The 23,613-nt window shown below is 66.2% G+C and carries 22 protein-coding genes; 8 read left to right on the top strand and 14 right to left on the bottom strand.

The window, feature by feature from the left end:
• Positions 1-368: 368 nt before the first annotated feature.
• From NOM55_RS12885 to NOM55_RS12875, 3 genes are all read right to left on the bottom strand, one after another.
• Complete coding sequence (locus NOM55_RS12885; RefSeq protein ID WP_255908902.1) at positions 369-989, bottom strand: phosphoribosyltransferase; 621 nt, start codon at positions 987-989, stop codon at positions 369-371.
• Between the two features lie 17 nt (positions 990-1,006).
• Positions 1,007-1,567 carry a phosphoribosyltransferase family protein gene (locus NOM55_RS12880; RefSeq protein ID WP_255908900.1) on the bottom strand — a complete coding sequence of 187 codons (561 nt, stop codon included), beginning with the start codon at positions 1,565-1,567 and terminating at the stop codon, positions 1,007-1,009.
• 210 nt (positions 1,568-1,777) lie between these two features.
• Positions 1,778-2,371 carry a TIGR02466 family protein gene (locus NOM55_RS12875; RefSeq protein WP_255908899.1) on the bottom strand — a complete coding sequence of 198 codons (594 nt, stop codon included), beginning with the start codon at positions 2,369-2,371 and terminating at the stop codon, positions 1,778-1,780.
• Between the two features lie 244 nt (positions 2,372-2,615).
• Between NOM55_RS12875 and NOM55_RS12870 the strand changes: the two genes are divergently transcribed.
• From NOM55_RS12870 to NOM55_RS12860, 3 genes are all read left to right on the top strand, one after another.
• Positions 2,616-4,577: an autotransporter outer membrane beta-barrel domain-containing protein gene (locus NOM55_RS12870; RefSeq protein ID WP_255908898.1), complete on the top strand. Its 1,962-nt coding sequence runs from the start codon at positions 2,616-2,618 to the stop codon at positions 4,575-4,577.
• A gap of 66 nt (positions 4,578-4,643) precedes the next feature.
• Complete coding sequence (locus NOM55_RS12865; RefSeq protein WP_255908896.1) at positions 4,644-6,455, top strand: hypothetical protein; 1,812 nt, start codon at positions 4,644-4,646, stop codon at positions 6,453-6,455.
• A gap of 2 nt (positions 6,456-6,457) precedes the next feature.
• Positions 6,458-8,194, top strand: coding sequence for a hypothetical protein (locus NOM55_RS12860; protein ID WP_255908895.1), 1,737 nt, complete (start codon positions 6,458-6,460; stop codon positions 8,192-8,194).
• Positions 8,195-8,410: 216 nt separating this feature from the next.
• On the opposite strand, the gene NOM55_RS12855 is transcribed toward NOM55_RS12860, so the two are convergent.
• From NOM55_RS12855 to NOM55_RS12805, 11 genes are all read right to left on the bottom strand, one after another.
• Positions 8,411-8,848 carry an Lrp/AsnC family transcriptional regulator gene (locus NOM55_RS12855; RefSeq protein WP_255908894.1) on the bottom strand — a complete coding sequence of 146 codons (438 nt, stop codon included), beginning with the start codon at positions 8,846-8,848 and terminating at the stop codon, positions 8,411-8,413.
• Positions 8,849-8,894: 46 nt separating this feature from the next.
• Complete coding sequence (locus NOM55_RS12850; protein WP_255908893.1) at positions 8,895-10,064, bottom strand: PLP-dependent aspartate aminotransferase family protein; 1,170 nt, start codon at positions 10,062-10,064, stop codon at positions 8,895-8,897.
• Positions 10,065-10,099: 35 nt separating this feature from the next.
• On the bottom strand, positions 10,100-10,786 hold the full coding sequence (locus NOM55_RS12845) for an ABC transporter permease (protein ID WP_255908892.1): 687 nt from the start codon (positions 10,784-10,786) through the stop codon (positions 10,100-10,102).
• Positions 10,787-10,797: 11 nt separating this feature from the next.
• A complete protein-coding gene (locus tag NOM55_RS12840) occupies positions 10,798-11,475 on the bottom strand; it encodes an ABC transporter permease (protein ID WP_255908891.1) in 678 nt (225 codons plus the stop codon).
• 48 nt (positions 11,476-11,523) lie between these two features.
• Positions 11,524-12,300, bottom strand: coding sequence for a transporter substrate-binding domain-containing protein (locus tag NOM55_RS12835; RefSeq protein WP_255908890.1), 777 nt, complete (start codon positions 12,298-12,300; stop codon positions 11,524-11,526).
• A gap of 28 nt (positions 12,301-12,328) precedes the next feature.
• Positions 12,329-13,126, bottom strand: coding sequence for an ABC transporter ATP-binding protein (locus tag NOM55_RS12830; RefSeq protein WP_255908889.1), 798 nt, complete (start codon positions 13,124-13,126; stop codon positions 12,329-12,331).
• A 95-nt stretch (positions 13,127-13,221) separates the two neighbouring features.
• Positions 13,222-14,637, bottom strand: a complete 1,416-nt coding sequence (locus NOM55_RS12825; protein WP_255908887.1) for an aldehyde dehydrogenase family protein — start codon at positions 14,635-14,637, stop codon at positions 13,222-13,224.
• The gene (locus tag NOM55_RS12820) at positions 14,634-15,701 is read right to left on the bottom strand and encodes a homoserine dehydrogenase (RefSeq protein ID WP_255908886.1); all 1,068 of its coding nucleotides are present in this window, start codon (positions 15,699-15,701) and stop codon (positions 14,634-14,636) included. The genes NOM55_RS12825 and NOM55_RS12820 overlap by 4 nt, the downstream gene beginning before the upstream one ends.
• An 87-nt stretch (positions 15,702-15,788) precedes the next feature.
• On the bottom strand, positions 15,789-16,301 hold the full coding sequence (locus tag NOM55_RS12815; RefSeq protein WP_047965699.1) for an Lrp/AsnC family transcriptional regulator: 513 nt from the start codon (positions 16,299-16,301) through the stop codon (positions 15,789-15,791).
• A 16-nt stretch (positions 16,302-16,317) separates the two neighbouring features.
• The gene (locus NOM55_RS12810; RefSeq protein ID WP_255908884.1) at positions 16,318-16,977 is read right to left on the bottom strand and encodes a hypothetical protein; all 660 of its coding nucleotides are present in this window, start codon (positions 16,975-16,977) and stop codon (positions 16,318-16,320) included.
• Between the two features lie 248 nt (positions 16,978-17,225).
• Complete coding sequence (locus tag NOM55_RS12805) at positions 17,226-17,990, bottom strand: transporter substrate-binding domain-containing protein (RefSeq protein ID WP_047965698.1); 765 nt, start codon at positions 17,988-17,990, stop codon at positions 17,226-17,228.
• Positions 17,991-18,266: 276 nt separating this feature from the next.
• On the opposite strand from NOM55_RS12805, the gene NOM55_RS12800 reads away from it, so the two are divergent.
• The 5 genes from NOM55_RS12800 to astA all read left to right on the top strand — a co-directional run bounded on the left by NOM55_RS12800 (position 18,267) and on the right by astA (position 23,572).
• A complete protein-coding gene (locus tag NOM55_RS12800; RefSeq protein ID WP_255908883.1) occupies positions 18,267-18,497 on the top strand; it encodes a DUF3079 domain-containing protein in 231 nt (76 codons plus the stop codon).
• A gap of 472 nt (positions 18,498-18,969) precedes the next feature.
• Positions 18,970-19,941 carry a GlxA family transcriptional regulator gene (locus NOM55_RS12795; RefSeq protein WP_047965697.1) on the top strand — a complete coding sequence of 324 codons (972 nt, stop codon included), beginning with the start codon at positions 18,970-18,972 and terminating at the stop codon, positions 19,939-19,941.
• 265 nt (positions 19,942-20,206) lie between these two features.
• Positions 20,207-21,448, top strand: a complete 1,242-nt coding sequence (locus NOM55_RS12790) for an aspartate aminotransferase family protein (protein ID WP_255908882.1) — start codon at positions 20,207-20,209, stop codon at positions 21,446-21,448.
• A 58-nt stretch (positions 21,449-21,506) separates the two neighbouring features.
• Positions 21,507-22,547: an arginine N-succinyltransferase gene (locus tag NOM55_RS12785; RefSeq protein WP_255908881.1), complete on the top strand. Its 1,041-nt coding sequence runs from the start codon at positions 21,507-21,509 to the stop codon at positions 22,545-22,547.
• Positions 22,547-23,572 (top strand): arginine N-succinyltransferase, encoded by a 1,026-nt coding sequence (astA, locus tag NOM55_RS12780; protein WP_255908880.1) that lies wholly within the window; start codon positions 22,547-22,549, stop codon positions 23,570-23,572. Before NOM55_RS12785 ends, astA begins: the two co-directional genes overlap by 1 nt.
• Positions 23,573-23,613 lie beyond the last annotated feature (41 nt).

Genomic DNA, 23,613 nt, shown 5'->3' with positions numbered 1-23,613 from the left:
GAAGTCCGGTAACCGGGGCATGGCCACCTTGTTGAACGAGTCGTTACGGTTTGCCCATTGTCCGTTCTTGCCCTTGTTACGCGTGCTTCGATCACCGCTCCATACCAGACGATGGCAGGGGGCGGACATTTCGCACAAAGAGGGACGGCAAAGTCGGCACGCAGCGTGTCCGCTTGCCCCGTTACCTGTTAAATAACTATACCGTTTGGTAAAATTATGTTGGCAGAGCGGAACCACTGTCAAGGTCTAATGAAGCCAGGACGGGGGCAAGACTATGGCGTGGCAAGGCGGCGGGTTTGTGTCGCCTGTTGCCGGCAACGGCTGCGGCTTGTGACCGTCAGCAGATTCGTTCGGCGGCGGCAACGGCTTCAGCCACCCAGCAGCGCGATCACTTCCTCGTCTTCCACCTGCGGGAAGTGGCGGTAGAACTGGCCGACGGCCTGGAAGTAGTGCGGCGCGTGCAGGCAGACCACCTCGTCGGCCAGCGGGCGGATCAGCTCCAGCGCATCAGGCGAGGCCACCGGTACGGCACAGACCAGCCGCTCCGGCTTTTTGTGGCGCAGCGCGTGCAGTGCCGCCAGCATGGTGGCGCCGGTCGCCAGGCCGTCGTCGACCACGATCACCAGCCGGCCGGCGGGATCAAGTGGCGGCCGGATCGGGGTGTAGCTTTCCCGCCGCGCGCGGATGGTCGCCAGTTGCGTCTGTTTCTCGCGCTCGATGTAAGCCTGATCCGCGCCCATCGCCGCCGCGTACGGTGCCAGGTAGGTCCAGCCGCTTTCATCGACAGCACCGATGGCGGTTTCCGCATGGCGCGGTGCACGCAGCTTGCGCACCAGCACGACATCGAAATCCCCGTCCAGCGCGTCGGCGAGCAACCTGGCCATCGGCACCGCGCCGCGCGGGATCGCCAGCACCAGCGGGTGCTGGTCGCGGTAGGGCTGCAGCCGTGCGGCCAACTGGCGCGCGGCATCATCGCGGTTTGCAAACATGGCGTTTTCCGTCCGGGTCAGTGGGGGCGATCGGGCTGCAACAGCTCGATCTTGAAGTCGCTTTCAAACGGCGGCACATGGCACTCGATGATGTCCGGGGGCGCAATCTCCAGCCGGGTGCCGACCACGTCGGCGGCCAGCGGCAGACAGCGGCCGGCCCGCTCCACCAGCACCGCCACCCGGATGGCGGCGGGTTGCTTCTGCACCAGATAATTCACCACTTTCAGGATGGAGTGCCCGCTGTAGAGCACGTCGTCGACTACCAGCAGGGTGTAGCCGGAGAGATCCAGCGCCGCGTGCTGCGCCTGTTCGGTGAGCTGCGTTTCCGGGTGCAGCAGGGTGAGATCGTCGGCGTAGCGCTTGACCAGCAGGTCCAGCCGCAACGGCAGCGCCATGCCATGCACCGCCACCAGCCGTTCGGTGAGCAGGTCGGCCAGTGGCGCACCACGGCGGCGGATGCCGATCACCGCCACGCGTTGCCGGCCGCGCAGCAGGCCGGCGCTCCGCGCGGCCATGGCATCGAGCAGATCCTTCAGTTGCGCCGCGTCAAACAGGCAGGTTCGTGAACCGGGTGTCATGGCGGGAGTCACCTCGCTGCAAGTTGCTGCCAGCGGCCGCCCCGGGCAAGGTTGGCCGCAAGCGGGCGCGCGTTGTGTTTCCTGCTGCCGGTATCACAAGGCGGGTGTCACGCGCGCATGGCATCGCCCTTGTTGTTGCGGGCTGTCCTGTGTATAGCAAGCGGCCTGGCAGCGGGCAAGCCGGGGGCGACTTGCCACCGAAGCCCCGGGTCAGATGCCCAGGATGGCATTGACCGGGATCGAGATGCGCGATTCGCTGCCGGCATGGGCTTCGGTGCCATGTTCCAGCCAGTTGGGGAACACCAGTAGCTGGCCGGCTTCCGGGGCAATGGAAATCTCGCTGCCGGCGTTGGGGCGCAAGCTGCCCTGCCATGGTGACAACAGCGCGCCGGGTCGCGGGTCACGCAGCACGATGGGTCCGCTGCCGGTGGGTACCTTCAGGTAGTAACAGGCACTGAGCAGTGCTCCGGCGTGATTGTGAAAGGTGTTGTAGCCGCCCGCGTCGTGCACATTGGCCCAGGCTTTCAGCTGGTAGCGATGCAGTGGCGGGCCCATTTCGTTGAAGATGAAATCGAAAACGGTGCGTACCGCCTGTGCCAGCGGCTGAAAAAGCGGGTCATCAAACAGTGTCTGCGTACTGTTCCAGCCCATGCGGTTGGAGCGTCCCTCCGCAACCGGATTCTGCTGCCGCCACGATTCGATCTGTGTTGTCCATTGCGGCACGTGCTCGTTCAGGGTTGACAGGCTGACCGACCAGACCCGGGTCGGAAACAGCTCCATGTGGGCAAGATTGAGTTGCGGCATCGAGGTATTTTTCAAAGTTTGTTTATAAAGTGCGCTACATACCGGCAGTGTTGCTGTGGTGGTCATGTGCAGACAGTTTGTGGTCTTGGCGACGCAACGCCTGTATTGGCGGGCTGTCATCCCTGTTTTCGAGTATGGAAAACCACAGTAGGGATAATAAATTGCTCGATGTTATGACATTTTATTTTCAAGTTGTCTTTATGTAATCACAATGTCGCCACCTGTACCAGACTTAGGAATAGCCATGCCCACCCCATTCTCTGCCCGTCCTGCCTGCGGCCAACCTGCCAGCAAGCAAAAACCGCTGGTGCTGGCCACCGCCGCCGCCTGTTTTGCATTGGCCGCCGGTTCGGCGCAAGCGGTCGGCTGCGCTACCTCCGTCACCACCGAGACAACCACGGCGGCGACGGTGTGTAGCAACCTGACCGTTAGCTCTGCCGGTGCCATCGATGTGAGCGGCAGCACTGCCGTTACCATCAGTACCGGCAACGAGTTTTCTACCTCCATTGACAACAGTGGCCGCATTACCGGTAGCACGGCGATCTACTTGCAGGATGATTCGAGCAGTCATGAAACCCAGATCTACAACCGCAGCAGCGGCGTGATTGTGGGACAGAGTCATGCCGTGAACCGTGCCGGCGGCCTGGAAGCACAGGCGATCAGTATCTATAACCAGGGCCAGATCGCCGGCTCCATCGTCGCCACCGACCTGCTCAATATGAACGGCGGGGTGGTGACGCTCAAGACCAATGCCGACAGGGACGACCTGCGCAATAGCGGCACTGCCGGCGCCGCACAGCTGAGCGGCTATTTCAGCCAGGAGTCCGGCGCCACGCTGCGGGTCGCCATTGTCTCCACCAGTGACGAGGGCAGCTACAGCTACCTGCAGGCGGCCAACGTTGAGCTGGACGGCACGCTGGATGTGGACGTGAAGGCCAACAGCGGCCTGAGCCTGAGTTCCGGCCTCAACTCCTTCGGCATCATTCACGGGTCGAGCTCCCTCAACGGCACCTTCTCGCAGATCACCGACAACAGTGCGCTGTTCAACTTCGAGCAGCGGGTGCTCTCCAACACCCTGTACATCGATGCCGTGCGCGCACAGACGGTGGAGCAGGCGGCGCGTGACAACAGCAATACCCCGGGGCTGGGCGCGGCACAGGTGCTGGACTCCGGTGCCTCCGGTCTGCAAGAAGTGGTCGATGCGCTGGGCCAGCTGGCCACGGCACAGGAAGTGTCCGACGCGGTGTCGCAGACTCTGCCGCTGCATACCGGTGCTTCCATCGCCGCGACGCAGGATGCGCTGTCCAGCGTCAACCAGATCGTGCAGGCACGTATCGAAGGCAGTACCGGCCTGTCGGCCGGTGACCAGGCGTTCAGCGACCGTTATGTGTGGGTAAAACCGTTCGGCTCCTGGGCGGAGCAGGAAAACCGTGACGGCGTGGCCGGCTATGATGCACGCACCCGAGGTCTGACGCTCGGGGTCGACGGTGCCTTGTCGCCGCAGCTGCGTCTGGGTGGCGCGCTGGCCTATGCCAATATCGATATCGACGGCAAGTCCACGGTGGCGAAGCAGAGCAGCGAAGTGGATGTCTATCAGCTGGTCGGCTACGGCAGCTACAGCCTGGACGAGCGCACCAACCTGAATTTCCAGGTGGACGTTGGCCAGGGCAACTCGCAGGGCGAGCGCCGGATCGCGTTCACCCAGTCCACGGCCTCTTCCGACTATGACAGCTTCACCGCGCATGCCGGCCTGGGTATCGGTCGCAGCTATGCGCTGGATAGCAGTACCACGGTCATTCCGTCGCTGCGTGCCGACTACACCTGGATCAAGGATCAGGCCTACAGCGAAACCGGTGCCGGCGCACTGAACCTGCAGGTGCAAAGTCGTAAGTCGGACGCACTGGTACTGGCGCTGGAAGGCAAACTGAACAAGGATCTCGGCAACGGCACCCAGCTGCAGGCCAACCTCGGCGTCGGTTACGATACCCTCAACGAGCGCTCATCCATCGTGTCGGCCTTTGCCGGTGCGCCCAATGCGGCGTTTGTCACCTACGGTGCAGAACCCAGCCCGTGGCAGGTGCGTGGCGGCTTCGGCCTGACCCACAAAACCGCCAGCGGCATGGAAATCACCGGCCGTTACGATGCGCTGTACAAGACCGACTTCCTGAACCAGACCGTGTCGGTCAAACTGCGCTGGATGTTCTAAGCCAGCCGGTTTTATGACTGACCATGGCAGTGGCGCGCGCCACTGCCATTTTTTATGCTTTTTTTCATGACCTACATACTCGAGTTGCAGCCTGCCCGTTCGCCGGTTTACCGCTACGGGCTGTCCCAGCCGGTTCAGATCCTACGCTTCCGCTCTGCGGCGCTGGCGCCAGACGCCGACTGGCAGGCGGCCGACGTCTGGCTGGCGGCGACATTCCGGCTAGCGCTCATGCCCGTTGCCGTGGACCCCCTGTGGACTGCTGGCGAAAAGTGCGTGGCGCAGTGGGCCTGGCGCGTGCTGCAGTTGGCCGCGCAGCTGCAGCGGCTGGCACGCATCCCGGTATTCACGCCGGGGGTGATCACGCGGCTGCTGCCGGTGGCGGATGGCTGGCAGGCGGAGGCGGCGATTGCGCAAGTGGCCTTTTTCCCAGCGGCGGATGTCGCACGCTGTTACGAGGCCGCCGCCATCGTGCTGAGCGGCTATCTCGCCAACCCTGGCCACTTTGCCGCGAGCGAAGTGTTGTACCGGCAACTGGAGGCGACGCTGATCGGGCCGTTGTGCCGGCACAATCCGACCGACGACACCACCTTGTCGCTGCTGGCCGCCGCCACGGCGGCCAAACTGCCGTGGCAGCATCTGGGGCAGGGCGGCTACCAGATCGGCTGGGGCGGTCATGCGCGACGGCTGCAGCAGGGCGGGCTGGCGACGGATTCGATGCTCGGCATCCAGGTCAGCGGCAACAAGGTGCTGACCCGGCGCTGGCTGGCCAGTGCCGGCATGCCGGTGCCGGAGCAGCGGCTGGTGGCGACGGAGGCCGATGCGGTGCTGGCATGGCGCGAAATGGCGGCACCGCTGGTGTTCAAGCCGGCCAGTGGCGAGGGCGGGCAGGGGGTGAGCGTCGGTGTGGCGGACGAGACCGCCGCCCGCCTGGCCTTTCGGCTGGCGGCCGCCGTGGTCGGCGAGGTGATTGTCGAGCGCCAGGTCGCCGGCGACACTCATCACCTGCAGGTGGTGGGTGGCGAGCTGCTGTTCGTGATGCGCCGCCGGCCGGCGGCGCTGGTTGCCGATGGTCACCATGATCTCGCGCACTGCCTGGCTGCGGAGAATCGCCGGCGACAGGAGGAGATGCTGTGGTGGCGCCTGCCGCCGCTGCCGCAGGATCAGGCCGCGACCGCTTGCCTCGCCCGGCAGGGCCATGACTGGCACAGCATCCCGCCCGCCGGCATGGTGCTCTTCCTGCGCGACATCCCCAGCAATATCGACGGTGCGCAGGACGAGGATGTGACCCGGCTGGTACATCCGGACAACATCGCGCTGGCCTGTCGTGCCGCCCGCCGGCTGGGGCTGGCGATGGCCGGGGTGGACATCATTTCGCCGGATATCCGGCGCCCGTGGCATGAAAACGGCGCGGTGATCAACGAGGTCAATCATGCGCCGCAGCTGGGCGCAGGTACGCTATATCGGCGCTATCTGCCTGCTATGCTGCGGCAGCTGTGGCCCGCTGGCGGCCGCATCCCGGTCGAGGTCTATATCGGCGCCGCGGCCGCACTGGCAACGGCACGCCAGCGGCAGGCAGCGTGGGCGGCGCAGGGCGTCAGCTGCTTTATCTGCACGGACGAGTTCTGTCTCGATGCGCACGGCCAGCCGCTGGCGATGACGGGAGACGCGGCTCACCGGTTGCAGGCGTTGTTGCTGGAGCCGCGGGTGCAGGCCGTGCTGCTGGTGAGCACTGGCCACTGGCTGGCGGCCGGGCTGCCCCTCGACCGCATTTCGCGGCTGGAGGTGGTGGCCGAGACCCCGTGCGGCCAAGCGCCGGTAGATGCCGGGCAATGGCTGGCGCTGCTGCAAGCGTATCTGCCACCCGCTGAAGAGGAGTAGCGATGACGATGACGACCTTGCCTTCCCTTGCTGACGGCACGGTCCGGCAGCCACAGCAGGTGTTGAGCATCCGCCTTGGCCCGCTGCCGGTCGACATGGACTGGTCAATGCTGGATGGCTGGCTGCACGCCTGGCTGGAGCCGCCGTTGGTCGAGCCAGCACTGCCGGATGCACCGCATGATCCGGTCGAGGCGCAGTTGCAGCGCCTTGCCTGGCGCATAGCCGTCGCCACGCCGGCGCTGTTGCGTGCCTGCGGCATACCGCTGCTGGCCGACGGCAAGGTGCTGGCCATCACGCCGCCACAGGATGGGGCGGCGACCTGGCAGTGCGACATCGCCTTTGCGCAACTGGATGGCGTACCGGCCGCGCTGCTGCTGCAGGCCTGTGACTGCTGTGTCCGCTGGCTGCAGGCGGTGGCATGGCAGGCGGCAGGCCGTGATCCGGTGGCGGCGTTTTTTCAGTCGCTGGCGCAGGACACCCTGCCGCGGCTGCTGCCGCACGCCATCGCCGCGCCGTCGGGCATGGCACTGCTGCAGGCTGCGGCCAACGCCGGCATCCCGTGGCGGCACGAGGGCAACGGCGTGTTCCAGCTGGGCTGGGGCGTGCATCTGCGGCACGCCTTCACCAGCCGGCTGGATAGCGATTCCTCGATCGGCATCCGCGCGGCAGGCAACAAGCAGCTGGCCGCGCAGTGGTTGCGGCAGGCGGGGCTGCCCACGGCTGTGCAGCGGCTGGTTGGCAACGGCGAACAGGCCAGCGCCGCGGCGCAGGAGCTGGGCTGGCCGCTGGTGGTGAAACCGCTGGCGCGTGATCGTGGCGAAGGGGTCAGCACCGGGATCGGCAACCGCTCGCAGCTGCAGCTGGCGCTGGACAAGGCGGCGCATTTTGGCTGGCCGCTGCTGCTGGAGCAGCAGGCCCCCGGCGTCTGCCATCGCATTCTGGTGGTCGGCGGGCGGGTGATGTATGTGGTCAAGCGCCTGCCGGTGGCGGTGCAAGGCGATGGTGTGCGCAGCATCCAGGCGCTGATCGACGCGGCCAACTTGCAGCAACTGGCCCTGCCGCCGTGGCGGCGTGCGCCGCCGTTGCGGGCCGATGACGACACCCGTGCCTGCCTGCGCGAGGCGGGGCTGCAGCTGGTGTCGGTGCCGGCGGCGGGGGCGTGGATCGCGTTGCGCGCGATCGAATCGTCGGCCGATGGCGGCCGCGACGAAGACATGCTGGCCGCCACCCATCCGGACAATCTGGCGCTGGCGCTGCGTGCGGCGGCGCTGTTTGGCCTGGAGGTGGCCGGTATCGACATGATCACGCCTGACATCGGCCAGCCCTGGCATGCCAACGGCGCCATCATCAACGAGATCAATGCCGCGCCGGCGCTGGGCGCCAGCCAGAGTTCGCGCGACGCGATGCCGCGGCTAATGCAGCAGCTGTTCCCGACAGGGGGACGTATCCCGGTCGAGCTGTTCGTCGGCGGCGCCATGGCCGAGGCGGCGGCACGGCAACGCCGCGACGAGCTGCAGCGTGCCGGGGTGGCGTGCTACTTCACCACCGCACAGCACAGTGAGGACGCCACCGGGCAGCGCCATCACCTGGCCTGCGACAGCCTGTACCAGCGCTGCCTGGCGCTCTTGAGCGACCGCAGCGTTGGCGCGCTGACGATCGCCGTCACGCCGGCGCAGTGGTGTGAGGAGGCATTGCCGCTGGACCGGGTGGCGCGGGTATTACAGTGTGCGGATGCCTGAGCCGTGAAGGTCGTACACGGCTGGCGTTATCGGCACGCGGCTGTACTAAGAGCCGCTAACAAAACCCCTGATCCTGCGTTGCGCCTCCTTGTCGTACTACTTGTACTGCCTGCGTCGGCGCGCCTTGGCTCAGGTGCGCTGCGAGGTTTTGTTAGCGACTCTAAATCGCCGTTGCGGCCAACCTTGCTGAACATCCCTCACGCGAACGCGGCCGTCTCACGCCCGCTGCACCAGGGTTGACAGCACGAAGCAGGTGTTGATGTTTTGCACGCCGGCGAGGGTGCTGATCTGGCTCCAGATCTGGTTGATGCGCTCGTGGGAGTCGGCCTCCAGTCGCACCATCAGGTCGATCTCGCCGCTGAGAATGGCGCATTCCACCACTTCCGGGATCTTGGCGAGCACGCTGGTGACATCGGCGCCGCGCATGCGGTCCTTGCGGTACACCAGCATCACCGCGCGTACCGCGTGCGCGTTGCTGTTGCCGGCGCGGCGGATGGTGTAGCCGCTGATCACCTTCTGTCCTTCGAGGCGGTCGATGCGTTGCCGCACCGATTGCCGCGACAGGCCCAGCCGGGTGGCCAGCGTCGCCAGCGGAATGCGGGCGTCGGCGGTCAGCTCGTCGAGGATGTGCTGGTCGATGGCGTCGAGTTTCATGGTTCGGGTCAGCTCCGGAACGGGCGGCGGCGCCGCCCGCTAGGGGTCACAGTGTGGCAAGCGCCTGCAGTACGTCGCGCTTCAGGTCTTCGACATTCTCGATGCCGACCGAGTAGCGGACGAAGTTGAGCGGGATATCGGCGGCCTGCATCTGCGCCGGGCTCATGGTGCCGGCCCACATCGCGGCGGTGTGGATGGCCAGCGAGTCGACGCCGCCGAGGTTGCCGGCGTTGTGCGGGATCTGCAGCGCGGCGACGAAGCGCTCGGCCTCGGCATAGCCGCCGCGCACGCCAAACGCCACCACGCCGCCGTAGCCCTGCATCTGCGTGCGCGCCAGCTCGTGCTGCGGGTGGCTCTCCAGTCCCGGGTAGTACACGCGCTCGACCTGCGGCAGCTGCTCCAGGAAGCGGGCCAGCGCCAGTGCATTGGCGTTGATGCGCTCGACGCGCATCGGCAGCGTGCGCAGGCCGCGCAGCAGCAGCCAGGCATCCATCGGCGACAGCACCGCACCCAGCGTGATGTGGGTGTGCCAGATTTCCTCGGCCAGCGCCTTGCTGGTGCAGATCACACCGCCGCTCATGTCGTGGTGGCCGCCCAGGTATTTGGTGGCGCTGTGGATCACGATGTCCACGCCCAGCGCGTGCGGGCGCTGGTTGATCGGCGAGGAGAAGGTGTTGTCGGCCACGGTCAGGATGCCGTGTGCCTTCGCCACGCGGGTGACGGCGGCGATGTCGGTCAGCATCAGCACCGGGTTGACCGGGCTTTCCAGCAGGATCAGCCGGGTGTTGGGGCGGATCGCCGCTTCGAAGGCGGCGGCGTCTTCCTGTTCTACCAGAGTCACCTCGATGCCGAAGCGCGGCAGCATGTCGTCCAGCAGCTTGCTGGTGCTCATGTAGTGCCGGCGCTGGCCGATGACGTGGTCGCCGGCCTTGACCAGCGCCAGCACCGTGGTGGCGATGGCGCCCATGCCGGAGGCGGTGACCAGCGCCGTCTCGGTGCCTTCCAGCTGCGCCATCACGGTTTTCACCCGTTCGTGCACCGGGTTGCCGTAGCGGGTGTAGTTGCGCGGGTGCTGCGGCTCGCTGGACATGGCGATGAATTCGGCGCTGTCCTCGGCCTTGAACACCGCCGAGTAGTGGATGGCCGGCGCGACACCCTTTTCGTCGGTGACGTCGGCATCGGCATGGATCACCATGGTTTCCAGTTGATAGTCCATATTGTTCTCGCTGGGTTGGTTGCACGCGGACACGGTCAGCGCGGTTGGTGTAGGTTCAGGCGCGCCTCGCCGTACTTGATCAATAGCGACAGCACGGCGGCGATGGCGATATAGAGCAGGCCGGCCAGCAGCAGCGCGTCGGTGGTGTAGGCCTCGATCGACAGCCGTCGCGCCACGCCGGTGAGGTCGAGCACGGTGATGGTGCTGGCCAGCGCGGTGGATTTCAGCTGCAGCACGATCTCGTTGCCCAGCGTCGGCGCGACGATGCCGATGGCACGCGGCACCACGATGTACCAGGTGACCATCAGCCGGCTCATGCCGAAGGCGGTGGCCGCCTCCTTTTCGCCGGCCGGCACGCCGAGAATGCCGCCGCGGATGTCTTCCGCCATGTACGCCGCCAGGTTCAGCGTCAGCGCCAAGAGCGCGCAGGAGAAGGCGTCGTCGAGCAGCAGCCACAGTACGGAATCGCGCACCCATTCAAACTGCGCCAGGCCGTAGTAGAGGATGAAGATCTGCACCAGCAGCGGCGTGCCGCGAAACGCGGACATGAACAGGCGGCAGGGCAGCGCGATCCAGCGCCGCGGCGAGGTGCGGGCCACCGCCAGCGGCACCGCCAGCGCGAAGCCTAGGACACAGGAGAACAGCAGCAACTGCAGCGAGATCCACAGTCCGTCGAGCAGCGCCGGCCACGAGAGGCTCAGCAGCGAAGCAAGTTGATCCATGAGGGTTCCTTTCACGCCGGGCTGGCGTAACCGCGATTGGCGCGCTTTTCAAAGTAGGCAAACGCGGGGTTGGAGACGGCCAGCAGCAGCAGGTAGACCACCGCCACCGCGGCGTAGAACACGAAGGGCTGCTTGGTGAATTGTGCGGCGATGCTGGCCTTGCGCAGCATGTCCTCCAGCCCGACGATCGAGACCAGCGAGGTGTCCTTCAGCAGGTTCTGCCACATGTTGTTGAGGCTGGGCAGGCAGATGCGCCACGCTTGCGGCAGCTGCACGCACCAGAAGATCTGCCAGCGCGACAGGCCGTAGGAGCGCGCCGCCTCCAGCTGACCCTTGGGCACCGCCAGGAAGGCGCCGCGGAACACCTCCGACGCGTAGGCGCCGAACACCAGCGCCAGCGCCACCACGCCGCCGGCAAACGGGCTGAGGCTCAGCGTGCCGGCGAAGTGGGTGTTGAGCAGGTTGGACAGGCCGAAGTAGCAGATCAGCAGGATCAGGAATTCGGGAATGCCGCGCAGGACGTTGCTGACCAGATAGGCGGCTTGCCGCAGCCAGCGCAGTGCCGACATCTTGGCGGCGGCGCCGGCCAGCCCCAGCAGCAGGCCGAAGCACAGCGAGGTGAACGCCAGTTCCAGTGTCAGGCCGGCGCCTTCCAGCAGCTGGGCGCTGTAGTCGAATAGTGCAGCCATGGAGAGTCTCCAGTGCGGGCCGCCGTGCAGGCGGCCCGGCGGGTGGGGTTATTGCGGCAGGATGCTGAACGGGAAGTAGCGCTTGTTGACGGTCTGGAAGTAGCCGTTCTGGTGCACGCCGAGAATGGCGAGGTCGAACTGCGCCTTGAGTTTGCTGTCGCCCTTGCGCACGGCGATGGCGGTACCGGCGCCAAAGATCGCGTCATCGGTGATGGCCTGGCCGGCAAAGGCGAAGCCCGCCTGCTGGCCGCTCTTGGCCAGCCAGTCGTGGGCCACGGTGCTGTCTGCGAACACCGCCTGGATGCGGCCGGACTCCAGATCCAGCCAGGCGGCGTCCAGCGACTGGTAGACCTTGACGTTGATGCCGCTGCTGCTCGTCGGCAGGCGGTTGCGGAAATAGCTTTCATGGGTGGAGGCGGTCTGCACGCCGACGGTCTTGCCGCGCAGCGTGGCCGGCTGGTGGCTGATGCCGCTGCCTTTCTTCGCCACCAGATGGACCGGCGCGGTGGTGAATATGCGGCTGAAGTCCACCGACTTTTCCCGCTCCGCGGTTCTCGACATTTGCGCCAGCACCGCATCGATCTGGCGCGCCTTCAGCGCCGGGATCAGCGCGTCGAAGTCCATGGTCACCCATTGACAGGTCACTTTCATCGCGGCGCACATCTTGTTGCCGATTTCGATCTCCATCCCCTGCAGCTTGCCGGAGGCGTCCTTGTATTCGAACGGGGCGTAGTCGGCGAGGGTGCCGATGCGGACCACCTGCTGCGCGTGGGCGGTGCTGATCAGGGTCAGGGCGGTGAGGGCGGAGAACACGAGCTTTTTCATGGCAATTTCCTTTGGGTGGGGGCGGCAATCACAGGATGCTGGACAGGAATTTCTGGAACCGTGGCGACTGCTGGCGGGTGAACACTTCGTCGGGGCAGCCGTCTTCTTCGATCTTGCCCTGGTGTACGAACACCACGCGGCTGGCGACTTCGCGCGCGAAGCCCATCTCGTGGGTGACCACCAGCATGGTGCGGCCGTCCTCGGCCAGCGCGCGCATCACCTTCAGCACCTCGCCCACCAGCTCCGGGTCCAGCGCCGAGGTCGGCTCGTCGAACAGCAGCACTTCCGGGTCGGTCGCCAGCGCGCGGGCAATGGCCACCCGCTGCTGCTGGCCGCCGGAGAGCTGGGCAGGGTAGGCGTGGCACTTGCCGGCCATGTCCACCTTTTCCAGCATCTCCAGCGCCTTGGCTTCGGCCTCCTGGCGGCCGAGGCCCAGCACCTTTTGCGGCACGAACATCACGTTCTGCAGCACCGTCATGTGCGCCCACAGATTGAACTGCTGGAACACCATCGCCAGTTTGCGGCGGATGCGGGTGATCTGCCGCGGGTCGGCCAGCGTCAGTCCGCCATCGCGCGTCGCCTTCATCTCCAGATGCTCGCCGTTGATGGTCAGGCGGCCGGCGTCCGGGGTTTCCAGCAGGTTGATACAGCGCAGCAGGGTGCTTTTGCCGGAGCCGCTGCTACCCAGGATCGAGATCACGTCGTGCTTGTGCGCGGTGAGCGAGATGCCTTTCAGGATCTCGACGCTGCCGAACGACTTGTGCAGGTCCTCGATGGCCAGCACCGGCGCTGGCGGCGAAAAAGCGGGATGGGCTAGGGATGTCATGGGTGATCCTCTCTTTCTCGATTTGTGGACGTCTTTTTTTGTGTGCAACTTCCGGCGGCGGCAGCGCCGCCGGCACGACGACTTGGAACCGCTTTCTAGTGCGCGCTCAGGCGCTTGCGTTTGAAACAGATCACCTTGGGCTGCGACATCTCGGCGATGGCGAAGCGCACCCCCTCGCGTCCCAGCGAGCCGTACTTGAAACCGCCGAACGGCATGCCGTCGAAGCGGAAGTCGGAGGAGTCGTTGATCATCACCCCGCCGGCCTGCAGCCGTTCCGCCACCCCCAGCGCCGTTTCCAGGTGGCTGGTGAAGATGCCGGCCTGCAGGCTGCTGTCGCTATCGTTGGCCGCAGCCAGCGCGCTATCCAGATCGTCGAACGGGGCGACGATCACCACCGGCGCGAACACCTCCTCGCGCCAGACGCGGGCCGTGGTCGGCACGTCGGCGAGGATGGTCGGTGCGTACAGCGCACCCTGGCGCTGGTGGCCGCACAGCACGGTGGCGCCCTCTGCGATCGCCTCGTCCACCCAGCTTTCGATGCGGCAGGCCTGCGCCTCGCTGATCATCGGCCCCATGTCGGTGGCCTCGTCCAGCGGGTCACCGACCCGCATCGCGGCGGTCAGCTCGGTCAGGTAGCGGGTGAACAGCTCGTACACCGGGCGCGCGATCAGCAGGCGCTGGGTGCCGATGCAGTTCTGGCCGGCGGCCCAGAACGCGCCGGAGACGCAGGATTCGGCGGCGTCGCGCAGGTCGCAGTCGGCCATCACGATCACCGGTGCGTTGCCGCCCAGGTCCATCGCCAGCTTCTTCAGTCCCGCCTCGCGGGTGATGGCTTCGCCGCTGACCGGGCCGCCGGTGAAGCTGACCATGCGGATCGCCTTGTCGCGCACCAGCGGCGCGGCCACCTCGCTGCCGCCATGCACCAACTGCAGCGCGTCGTGCGGCACGCCGGCCTGCCACAGGCACTCCGCCAGCCGCACCGCCGACAGTGGCGCCAGCAGCGACGGCTTGAGGATCACCGCATTGCCGGCGGCCAACGCCGGACCCAGCTTGTGGGCGACCAGGTTGAGCGGGTCGTTGAACGGGGTGATGGCGAGGATCACGCCCAGCGGTTCGTGGGTGAAATAGCCGCTGCGGTCTTCGGCGCCGGCGTAGGCGTCGAACGGGATGATCTCGCCGCCGTGGCGTTTCGCTTCTTCCGCCGACAGCCGCAGGGTGTTGACGCAGCGCGCCACTTCCTTGCGCGCCTGGCGCAGCGCCTTGCCGGACTCCAGCACGATGGTGCGGGCAAACTCGGCGGCCTGCTGTTCGACCATGGTTGCGGCGCGTTGCAGCAGCTCGGCGCGCTGGTGGCGCGGCAGTGCTGCGGCCAACGTTGCGCCGTGACGGGCGCGGGTCACGACGGCCGGCAGCGCCTCGACCGCGGTCAGCTCGACGCTGCCGACCACGCTGCCGTCGAACGGCGATTGCACTTCGCAGCGCATGGCCTGGTGCTTGAGTGGCGCGTTCATGCTTGCACCTCCTGGCCGCGGGTCTGGCCGGCCAGCTCGATCAGGTCGGACAGCACCGCGAAGGCGGTTTCCACGCGGCCGGCGCCGGGGCCGCTGATGGTGACGCCGCCCAGCACGTCGGTGTCGAAGGTGATGGCGTTGGTGACACCGCCAATCGCCGCCAGCGGGTGGCCGGCCGGCAATTCGCGTGGCTCGACGCTGGCGCTGACGCTGCCGTCGGGGTGACGGGTGGCGGCGCCGACCAGTCGCCAGCTGCGTCCGGCGGCCTGCGCGGCTTGGATGTCGGCACTGGTGAGGCCGGTGATGCCGCGGCAGGCGACGTCGGCGCGGGTCAGCCCGGCCTGCCACAGCGTGTTGGCGAGGATCACCACTTTCAGCTGCACGTCGCCACCGCCGAGGTCGGCGCTGGGGTCGGCCTCGGCGTAGCCGAGTGCCTGCGCCTCGCGCACCGCGTCGTCGAAGTCGTGGCCCTGCGCCAGCCGCTCCAGCACGAAGTTGGAGGTGCCGTTGAGGATGCCGGCAAAGCCGTTGATCTCGCAGCCGCGCAGCGTGGTGCCGATCTGGCGCAGCACCGGCGTGCCACTCATCACTGCACCCTCGTACTTGATGGCGGCGCCGTTGGCCGCAGCCAGCTGGGCGAGCGACTGCTGTGCCAGCGCGATCGGGCCCTTGTTGGTGGTGATCACGTGCTTGCCGTGGCTCAGCGCGGCACGGCAGTGCGACAGCGCCGGCTCGCCGGTGTGCGGGTCGGTGAAGGTGGCCTCGACCACCACATCCACGTAGTCGGCGGTGACCAGCTCCAGGGTGGCGGCGAGGTCGATGTGTTCGCTGATGCGGGTCGACGGATCGCTGCGCAGCGCGTCGGTGGCGAAGCCACTATCGGCGGTGGCCAGCAGCGCGTCGAGATCCAGCCCCTGCGGATTGCTGACCACGCCCAGGCGCAGGTCGGCCAGCGCGGTGATGCGGAAGTCGAGGCCGTTAAGCTTGCCTTGCTTGGCCTTGAGCAGGGCCACCAGGCCCTGGTTCACGCCGCCGAAACCAATCAGTGCCAATCGGAAAGTCATCGCTAGATCCCTTCGTGTTCGAGTGTGGAACTTCATGTTACGGCGGCAAAATGGCGCCAACAATCGACAAAATGACGCTAAAAAAGATTATTTTGTTGCGATCTGGCTGCTATCGGCTGCGCTTTGTCCGTCGCCTTCCACCGGGATGAACAGCGAGGTTTTCAGCGTGTTGAGCACCACGTTGGTGGTGATGCGGCGGATCATCGGGTTGTTCTCCATCACCCGCGCCGTCAGGCGGTCGTAGGCCTCGACATCCTGCGCGGTGATGATGACGATCAGGTCGGCGGCGCCGGTCACGTAGTAGATCTGCTGGATGGCGTCGATCTGCTTTGCCCACTCGCGGAAGCGGTTGACGGTGTCGTAGTTGTCGCGCTCGATTTCCATGGCGGCGACAAAGCTCATCGGCCGCCCGACCAGTGCGCGGTCGAGCACGGCCACCTCGGCGGTGATGATTTTTTCGGCGCGCAGCCGCTTGAGGCGTTTCTGCACGGCGGAGGCGGACAGGCCGATGGCCTCGGCAATCACCTCCGCCTTGACCGAGCAGTCGCGCTGCATGATGGTGAGGATCTTCTGGTCGAACGAATCAAGCGTTGTGCTCATGGTGAGTACCGGAAAATTAGAGATAGAACGCGGTGGCCGTGTCGGCCCCCGCACAGCGGCGCACCTGGTCCAGCGCCTGGATCAGCGCGCGCTTGCGCTCGGCGTCGAAGCCATCCAGGCGCACCGTCGGCAGTTCGATACGGTCAACGCCCGCTGGCAGCGGATAGGCCCGTTCCGAGCCTTGCTGGCGCTTGGCGATCAGCGCGCTGCCCTGCAGCGCCAGCAGCGTCATCTGCAGCGAGCAGGGGGCCGGCAGCGCCAGCGCGCCGGCCAGCGGCAGCAGCAGCGGGGGGATTTGCTGCAATAGCGGAATCTCGTACACCCCCGGCCACCAGGCGTGCGCGTGCGGCGGCCAGCAGCCGGTGGGCAGCACGGCGACCATTTCCACGCTGCGGTCAGCGCGCAGCAGGGCATAGGCCTGCACCCGGCCGTCGGTGTCGGGGTGCGCATGGCACAGCAGGCCCGCCGGGTGCGGCACAGGCGGTGCCAGCGGGATGCCGGCCGGGCGCAATTGCTGCAGCAGCGCCAGCGCGTGCTGCCGCTGCGCGGCAGTCAGCGGGTGGCCGGCGACGCCGGGGGCCGGCAACAGCCGGCAGCGCCACTGCGGGCCGGGCGGCATCACGACACCGCCGTCGTGCAGCAACGGCAATTCGCCGGCAGAAAATGGTTCACGCATACGACCCCCTCCCGTCTTGCTGCCGCCCCGGACCCGGGCTGTGGCAGCGACACCTTGACTGTCATTATGCAGAGAGTGATCGCGGCGAAAGCGCAATGTGATGCGCTTTTGTTACGCAGATGCGCCAATTTTCCGGATTATGTTCCGTCTGGCTGCGTTGATGACGGCGGCAAACGTTGGCCGCGGCAAAACAAAACCCGCACCGGGGCGGTGCGGGTTGCGGGGTTCAGGCCTGGTGCCGGTGTGGCTTACTTGAACGGGTAGATGTCGTTGCTGAAGTACTTGTCCTGGATCTTCTTGTAGGTGCCGTCCTTCAGGATTTTCTTCAGTGCCACGTTGATCTTGGCCAGCAGTTCCTTGTTGCCTTTCTGTACCGCAATGCCGCAGCCCTGGTAGTACTTCGGATCGTTGAACACCGGGCCGACAAAGGCGTAGCCCTTGCCCTTGCCGGTTTTCAGGAAGTCTTCCTCACCCACGGTGGACTCCAGGAATACCGCGTCCAGACGCTGGCTGGACAGGTCGAGGAAGGCATCGGTGATCTTGCCGTAGACCTTGATCTGCGCGCCTTTCGGCTTCAGCTTGTCGTTGGCTTCCTGTTGCTGCACGGCGCTGCGCAGCACGCCGATGTTCTTGCCCTTGTACCAGGCGTCGTTGATCTGGGTGCCTTCCTTGGCCAGCAGGCGGCCGGGCACGTTGAAGTACATGTCGCTGAAATCGACGATCTTGGCGCGTTCCGCGGTGATGCTCATCGAGGCGATGGCGACTTCAAACTTCTTGGCCTGCAGCGCCGGCACGATGCCGTCGAAGTCCATCGCTTTCAGTTCGCACTGCAGCTTGGCCTCGGTACAGATGGCGCGGGCGATGTCCGGATCGAAGCCGGTGATGCTGCCGTCGGCGGCCTGTTTCGAGAACGGCGGGTAGCTGACATCGGTGACGATGCGGATGGTTTGGGCTTGTGCCAGCAGTGGCAGCGAGCAGATGGCGGTCAGCGCCAGCAGGTGTTTGTAGTTCATGTTGTCTCCGTTTTCCTTTGTCGTTGCGGTGTGTGTCGCACTCCGCGGCTGTTTCTATCTTAATCGCGGACGCGTGCCAACCGTGCGTCAATTGTGTATACATTTGTGCGGCTTTTTTGCCAGTGCGACATGAAAAATCCGGCGGCGGCGCATTTGTGGCGCTTGACTGCCATCAATGCCGCGCTGGCGCGGGTGGCTACAATGGCCGCTGACCCGTCGCCACCTGGCGCGACACCGGGCCGGGACGGCCTCCCGGCACCACGCCCGCACCCCGCCATGGCCAAGAAATTCCCGCTGCACCCCAAGCACCCGGAGCGCATCTGCTGGGGCTGCGACAAGTACTGCCCGGCCAGCTCCTTGCAGTGTGGCAACGGTTCCGGCCGCACCCAGCACCCGGCCGAGATGCTCGGCGACGACTGGTATCTGTGGGGCGACTGGGGCATCACCCCGGACGACGATGCGGCGCAGCCGGCGCCCGCCACGCCGCCTGTCACCAGCAGCAGCTGAACGCCGTCGCGGGCAAAGGTTGGCCGCAAGCCAGTGCCGCTCCGTGCCCATCGCGACCGCGGCCAGGCGGCGCCGCACTGCCCGCCACTTGCGTACAGGTGACATCGCTGTACAGAAGCGGCACCATCGCCGCTAGTCCTTTCCAGTAAGAAAAAATTTTATCTCATTGATAAAGCTGGACAATTTTTCGTGTCTGGCCGATTGCTGCGCCGCATCAAGTGCACCGCCGGCCGTTGTGGGGCGCGGGGATTGCTGAAATGATGCGTACGCAACAGGCTGGGTGCGTCCGTTCGCGCCGCCGGCGCCGCTAAACGCCGTCGCCGCGCCAGCGTGTACCCCCGCCGTGCGCGTTGCCTGTCATCCCTATTCATCCGCTGCCATCGGCAGCGTCAGCCGCCAAGGAGTGAAGCATGTTCCTGCCCGTCATTGCCGCCCGGCAACAGCCCGTCCCGCCGTTCGCGGGGGCAGGCCGATGACGGCGCCGCTGCAGCTGGCGGTGCTGCTGCTGCCGCCGTGTTCGCCGTTCGGCATCGGCTGCTTTGCCGAACCGTTCCTGCAGGCCAACCGCCTGGCCGGCAAGACGCTGTACCAGTTGCGCTTCTATAGCTGGAACGGCCAGCCACTGCCGATGGCCGGCGGCATGCGCTACCCGGTGAGCGGTGCGCTGCGCGATGCCGAAGCCTGCGACCAGCTGTTCGTGCTCAGCGAGGGCGTGCTGCCGTTCAGCGATGCCGCGCTGTGCTGCCATGCGCTGGCGCTGCTGGCGTCCCGCGTGTCGCTGCTGGGCGGGGTGCACTGCGGTGCCTGGTGGCTGGCCAGTGCCGGGCTGCTCGACGGCTACCACGCGACCATTCACTGGCCGGAACAGCCGGCCTTTGCCGAGCGCTTTCGCAGTGTGGTGGCGTCGCAGCACGTGTACGAGCTGGATCGCGGCCGCTTCACCTGTGCCGGTGGCCTGGCGCAGATCGACGGCACGCTGGCGCTGATCGGGCGCCAGCACGGCGTCGAGCTGGTGGAGTCCATCGCCGCGGTGCTGTGCGCCGAGCGCGTGCGCGGCAGCGACGAACGCCAGCGCGTGCCGCTGCTGGCGCGGGTCGGCGAGAAGCACCCCAAGCTGACCGAGGCGGTGATGCTGATGGAAGCCAATATCGAGGAACCGCTGACCACCGACGAGCTGGCGCGGCTCACCAACCAGTCGCGGCGCCAGCTGGCGCGCCTGTTCAAGCAATACCTCGACGATTCGCCGTCGCGCTACTACCTGCAGCTGCGGCTGGAGCGCGCGCGGCAGCTGCTGCGCAACACCGGCAAGTCGGTGGTGCAGATCGGCTTGCTGTGCGGCTTTTCTTCCGGGCCGCACTTTTCCACCGTGTACCGTACCCATTTCGGCATCTCGCCGCGCGAGGAGCGCTTCCCCGGCGACAGCGACTTGGCCGACGAGGGCTGAGGCCGCCGCCTGCGGCCAACGTTGGCCGCAGGCGACCCGGCTGGCCCGAACAGTTCGTCGCCCGGATAAGCGCAGCGCGTCCGGGAACATCGGAGCCCCTCCCGGACGCGCCTGTGGCTGATCCGGGCGACTTGCTGACACGCGATGCGGCCAACCTTGCCCGCTGCTGGCCCAAACAGAAAGCTGCGTGTCTTGATTCTGGACGGAAAGTTTGACGCACCTGCCTAGAATGGCTCCATCTCAACGCCAGATGAAGGATTCCCAGATGTCCGCTCCTGTTACCCGCCAAACCTTTGATGAAGTGATGGTTCCCAACTACGCCCCGGCCGCGTTCGTACCGGTCAAGGGTGAAGGCTCCCGCCTGTGGGACCAGCAGGGCAAGGAATACATCGATTTCGCCAGCGGCATCGCCGTAACCAGCCTGGGTCATCTGCATCCGGAACTGACCAAGGTCTTGCACGAGCAGGTCGACCGCCTGTGGCACCTGTCCAATACCTTCACCAACGAGCCGGCGCTGAAGCTGGCGCGCCGCCTGACCGAAACCACCTTTGCCGAGAAGGTGTTCTTCTGCAACTCCGGCGCCGAAGCCAACGAAGCCGCGCTGAAGCTGGCGCGCCGTTACGCCTTCGACCATTTCGGCGGCAGCAAGACCGGCATCGTGTCCTGCAAGCAGGCCTTCCACGGCCGCACCCTGTTCACCGTGTCGGTCGGCGGCCAGCCGAAGTACACCGAAGGCTTCGCCCCGCTGCCGGGTGACCTGAACCACATCGAATTCAACAACCTGGAAGCCGCCGAGGCCGCCATCAACGCCGGCACCTGCGCGGTGATCGTGGAGCCGGTACAGGGCGAGGGCGGCGTGCTGCCGGCCACCAAGGCCTACCTGCAGAAGCTGCGCGAGCTGTGCGACAAGCACAACGCGCTGCTGATTTTTGACGAAGTGCAGATCGGTGTCGGCCGCTCCGGCGCGCTGTACGCCTACCAGGCCTACGGCGTGACCCCGGACATCCTGACCAGCGCCAAGGCACTGGGTAACGGCTTCCCGGTCGCCGCCATGCTGACCAGCAACAAGGTTGCCGCCTCCTTCGTGGTCGGCACCCACGGCTCCACCTACGGTGGCAACCCGCTGGCCTGCTGCGTGGCCGACAAGGTGCTGGAACTGATCAACACCCCGGAAGTGCTGGACGGCGTCAGCAAGCGTCACCAGCTGCTGAAGGACGGCCTGGCCGCCATCAACGCCAAGCACGGCGTGTTCAAGGAAGTGCGCGGCATGGGCCTCTTGATCGGCGCCGAGCTGCAGGGCGCGTTCCACAACAAGGCCAAGGACATTGTCAACGCCGCCGCCAAGCACGGCCTGATGGTGCTGGTGGCCGGCACCAACGTGCTGCGCATCGTGCCGTCGCTGGTGATTCCGGAAGCCGACCTGCAGGAAGGCCTGGCGCGTCTGGATGCCACCATCGCCGAACTGGTGACCAAGGCGGAAACCGCCAAACAGGCGCAACCGGCCTAATGCCATACACGGCGGCGACCAAGTATCGCCGCCGTTTTTCCCTACAGAGGAAGAAGTCATGCTCCTAGTCCGTCCGAGCAAGCTGTCCGACCTGCCGCAGATTGAACGCATGGCGCGTTCCGACGGCCCGGTACTGCACTCCCTGCCGCCCGACCGCGATCGCCTGCAGCAGCGGGTGGATGATTCCGTGCATTCGCTACGCGCCGAGGTCGATTGCCCCGGCGAGGAAAGCTATCTGTTCGTACTGGAAGACACCGCCACCGGCCAGCTGCACGGCACCGCCGGCATCATGGCCGTGGCCGGTTTTTCCGAGCCGTTCTACGCCTTTCGCAACGAAGTGCTGGTGCACGCCTCGCGCGAACTGAAAGTGAACCACCGCGTGCACGCGCTGGTGACCTCGCACGAGCTGACCGGCCGCACCCGCTTGACCGGCTTCTACTTCGACGAAGCCGCGCTCGGTCGCGGCATGGCCGCGCCGCAGCTGCTGTCGCGCGCGCGCATGATGTTCATCGCCCAGCACCGCGAACGTTTCAACAACGAGATTTTCTCGGTGCTGCCGGGCGTCACCGACGACAACGGCCGCTCGCCGTTCTGGGACGCCGTCGGCTTCAAGTTCTTCCGTCGCGACTTTGCCGAGATGGAACTGGCCTCCGGTGGCCGCAGCCGCACCTTCATCGCCGAGATGATGCAGGTCGATCCGCTGTACGTACCGCTGATCGCCGAAGAAGCGCAGCGCGTGATGGGCGAGCCGCACAGCGGCGCACGCACCAACTACCGCTGCCACCTGGCCGAAGGCCTGGAGCCGGATCATTTCGTCGACCTGTTCGACGCCGGCCCGGTGCTGACCGCGCAGCTGGACGTGTGCCGTTCGGTGCGTTACAGCCGCCTGCACACCGCCCGCCGTGGCGTGGTCAGCGGCGCCACCGTACCGTATCTGGTCAGCAACACGCTGACCGCCGAATTCCGTTGCCTGCTGGTGGACCTGCCGCCACTGCAGGGCGACGAAGTCACGCTGCCGACCGCGGTAGCCGACGCGCTTGAGATCGTGGATGGCGACGCCGTGCGTTGCGTTCCGTTGCAGACCGAAGGGGGCCGCTGATGATCGTATTGAGAATGTGCCGGCCGGACGACGTCGACGCGCTGGTGATGCTGGGCCACAAGGCCGGCCCCGGCCTGACCACGCTGAAGCCGGACCCGGTCGCGCAGGGCGCGCGCCTTGAGCGCGTGCAGCGCACCATCGCCGGCGAACTGCCGCTGGCGGAGCAGGGTTATCTGTTCGTGCTGGAAGACACGGCCAGCGGCAAGGTGGTCGGGGTGTGCGGCATCGAGGTCGCCGTCGGTCTGGACCAGGCGTTCTGGACCTACCGCATGGACACCTTCGTGCACGCCAGCCGCGAGCTGGGGCTGTGGACGCGCATGGACAAGCTGCACATGTCGCACGGCCTGACCGGCTATTCCGAGCTGTGCACGCTGTTCCTCGACCCGGATTTCCGCGTCAACGGCAACGGCTCGCTGCTGTCCAAGGCGCGCTTCATGTTCATCGGCCAGTTCCGCGAACGCTTTGCCGAGCGCATCTGCGCCGAAATGCGGGGCTACTTCGACGAAAACGGCGAATCGCCGTTCTGGAAGGCGCTGGGCGCGCACTTCTACCGCATCGACTTCCACGAGGCCGACCGCCTGGTGGCGCTGGGCAAGAAGTCCTTCCTCGCCGAGCTGATGCCGCGCTACCCGGTGTACATCGACTTCCTGCCGCAGGACGCCCGCGACTGCATCGGCAAGGTGCACAAGGAAACCGAACCGGCGCGCCGCATGCTGGAAGTGGAAGGCCTGCGCCTGGAACAGCACGTGGACATCTTCGAGGGCGGCCCGGTGCTGGAAGCACGCATCGACGACCTGCGCGTGATGCGCGACAGCCAGCTGTGCCAGGTGGAAATCGTGGCCGAAACCGCCGCCGACGCGCCGCGCCAGCTGGTGGCCAATGGCGAGCTGGCCGACTTCCGCGTGATCCTGGCTGCGGCCAACGTTTGCGATGGCGTGGTGCATCTTTCTGCCGAACAGGCGCGCGCGCTGCAGGTGAAAGCCGGCGACCGTGTGCGCGTGATGCCGCAGAACCCGGCCAAGTAAACCGAACACTTATTGCCGGCAGCCGCTGCGCTGCCGGTTTA

The sequence above is a fragment of the Vogesella sp. AC12 genome (assembly GCF_024437575.1).
Taxonomy (GTDB): Bacteria; Pseudomonadota; Gammaproteobacteria; order Burkholderiales; family Chromobacteriaceae; genus Vogesella; species Vogesella indigofera.
Note: the sequence above shows the minus strand (reverse complement) of the source record. Positions and strands in the feature narration are given on the sequence as shown.

Bases quoted from the DNA above. Each gene is read 5' to 3' on its own strand.
- NOM55_RS12885 (WP_255908902.1), bottom strand. From the start codon at position 989: ATGTTTGCAAACCGCGATGATGCCGCGCGCCAGTTGGCCGCACGGCTG.
- NOM55_RS12880 (WP_255908900.1), bottom strand. From the start codon at position 1,567: ATGACACCCGGTTCACGAACCTGCCTGTTTGACGCGGCGCAACTGAAG.
- NOM55_RS12875 (WP_255908899.1), bottom strand. From the start codon at position 2,371: ATGCCGCAACTCAATCTTGCCCACATGGAGCTGTTTCCGACCCGGGTC.
- NOM55_RS12870 (WP_255908898.1), top strand. From the start codon at position 2,616: ATGCCCACCCCATTCTCTGCCCGTCCTGCCTGCGGCCAACCTGCCAGC.
- NOM55_RS12865 (WP_255908896.1), top strand. From the start codon at position 4,644: ATGACCTACATACTCGAGTTGCAGCCTGCCCGTTCGCCGGTTTACCGC.
- NOM55_RS12860 (WP_255908895.1), top strand. From the start codon at position 6,458: ATGACGATGACGACCTTGCCTTCCCTTGCTGACGGCACGGTCCGGCAG.
- NOM55_RS12855 (WP_255908894.1), bottom strand. From the start codon at position 8,848: ATGAAACTCGACGCCATCGACCAGCACATCCTCGACGAGCTGACCGCC.
- NOM55_RS12850 (WP_255908893.1), bottom strand. From the start codon at position 10,064: ATGGACTATCAACTGGAAACCATGGTGATCCATGCCGATGCCGACGTC.
- NOM55_RS12845 (WP_255908892.1), bottom strand. From the start codon at position 10,786: ATGGATCAACTTGCTTCGCTGCTGAGCCTCTCGTGGCCGGCGCTGCTC.
- NOM55_RS12840 (WP_255908891.1), bottom strand. From the start codon at position 11,475: ATGGCTGCACTATTCGACTACAGCGCCCAGCTGCTGGAAGGCGCCGGC.
- NOM55_RS12835 (WP_255908890.1), bottom strand. From the start codon at position 12,300: ATGAAAAAGCTCGTGTTCTCCGCCCTCACCGCCCTGACCCTGATCAGC.
- NOM55_RS12830 (WP_255908889.1), bottom strand. From the start codon at position 13,126: ATGACATCCCTAGCCCATCCCGCTTTTTCGCCGCCAGCGCCGGTGCTG.
- NOM55_RS12825 (WP_255908887.1), bottom strand. From the start codon at position 14,637: ATGAACGCGCCACTCAAGCACCAGGCCATGCGCTGCGAAGTGCAATCG.
- NOM55_RS12820 (WP_255908886.1), bottom strand. From the start codon at position 15,701: ATGACTTTCCGATTGGCACTGATTGGTTTCGGCGGCGTGAACCAGGGC.
- NOM55_RS12815 (WP_047965699.1), bottom strand. From the start codon at position 16,301: ATGAGCACAACGCTTGATTCGTTCGACCAGAAGATCCTCACCATCATG.
- NOM55_RS12810 (WP_255908884.1), bottom strand. From the start codon at position 16,977: ATGCGTGAACCATTTTCTGCCGGCGAATTGCCGTTGCTGCACGACGGC.
- NOM55_RS12805 (WP_047965698.1), bottom strand. From the start codon at position 17,990: ATGAACTACAAACACCTGCTGGCGCTGACCGCCATCTGCTCGCTGCCA.
- NOM55_RS12800 (WP_255908883.1), top strand. From the start codon at position 18,267: ATGGCCAAGAAATTCCCGCTGCACCCCAAGCACCCGGAGCGCATCTGC.
- NOM55_RS12795 (WP_047965697.1), top strand. From the start codon at position 18,970: ATGACGGCGCCGCTGCAGCTGGCGGTGCTGCTGCTGCCGCCGTGTTCG.
- NOM55_RS12790 (WP_255908882.1), top strand. From the start codon at position 20,207: ATGTCCGCTCCTGTTACCCGCCAAACCTTTGATGAAGTGATGGTTCCC.
- NOM55_RS12785 (WP_255908881.1), top strand. From the start codon at position 21,507: ATGCTCCTAGTCCGTCCGAGCAAGCTGTCCGACCTGCCGCAGATTGAA.
- astA (WP_255908880.1), top strand. From the start codon at position 22,547: ATGATCGTATTGAGAATGTGCCGGCCGGACGACGTCGACGCGCTGGTG.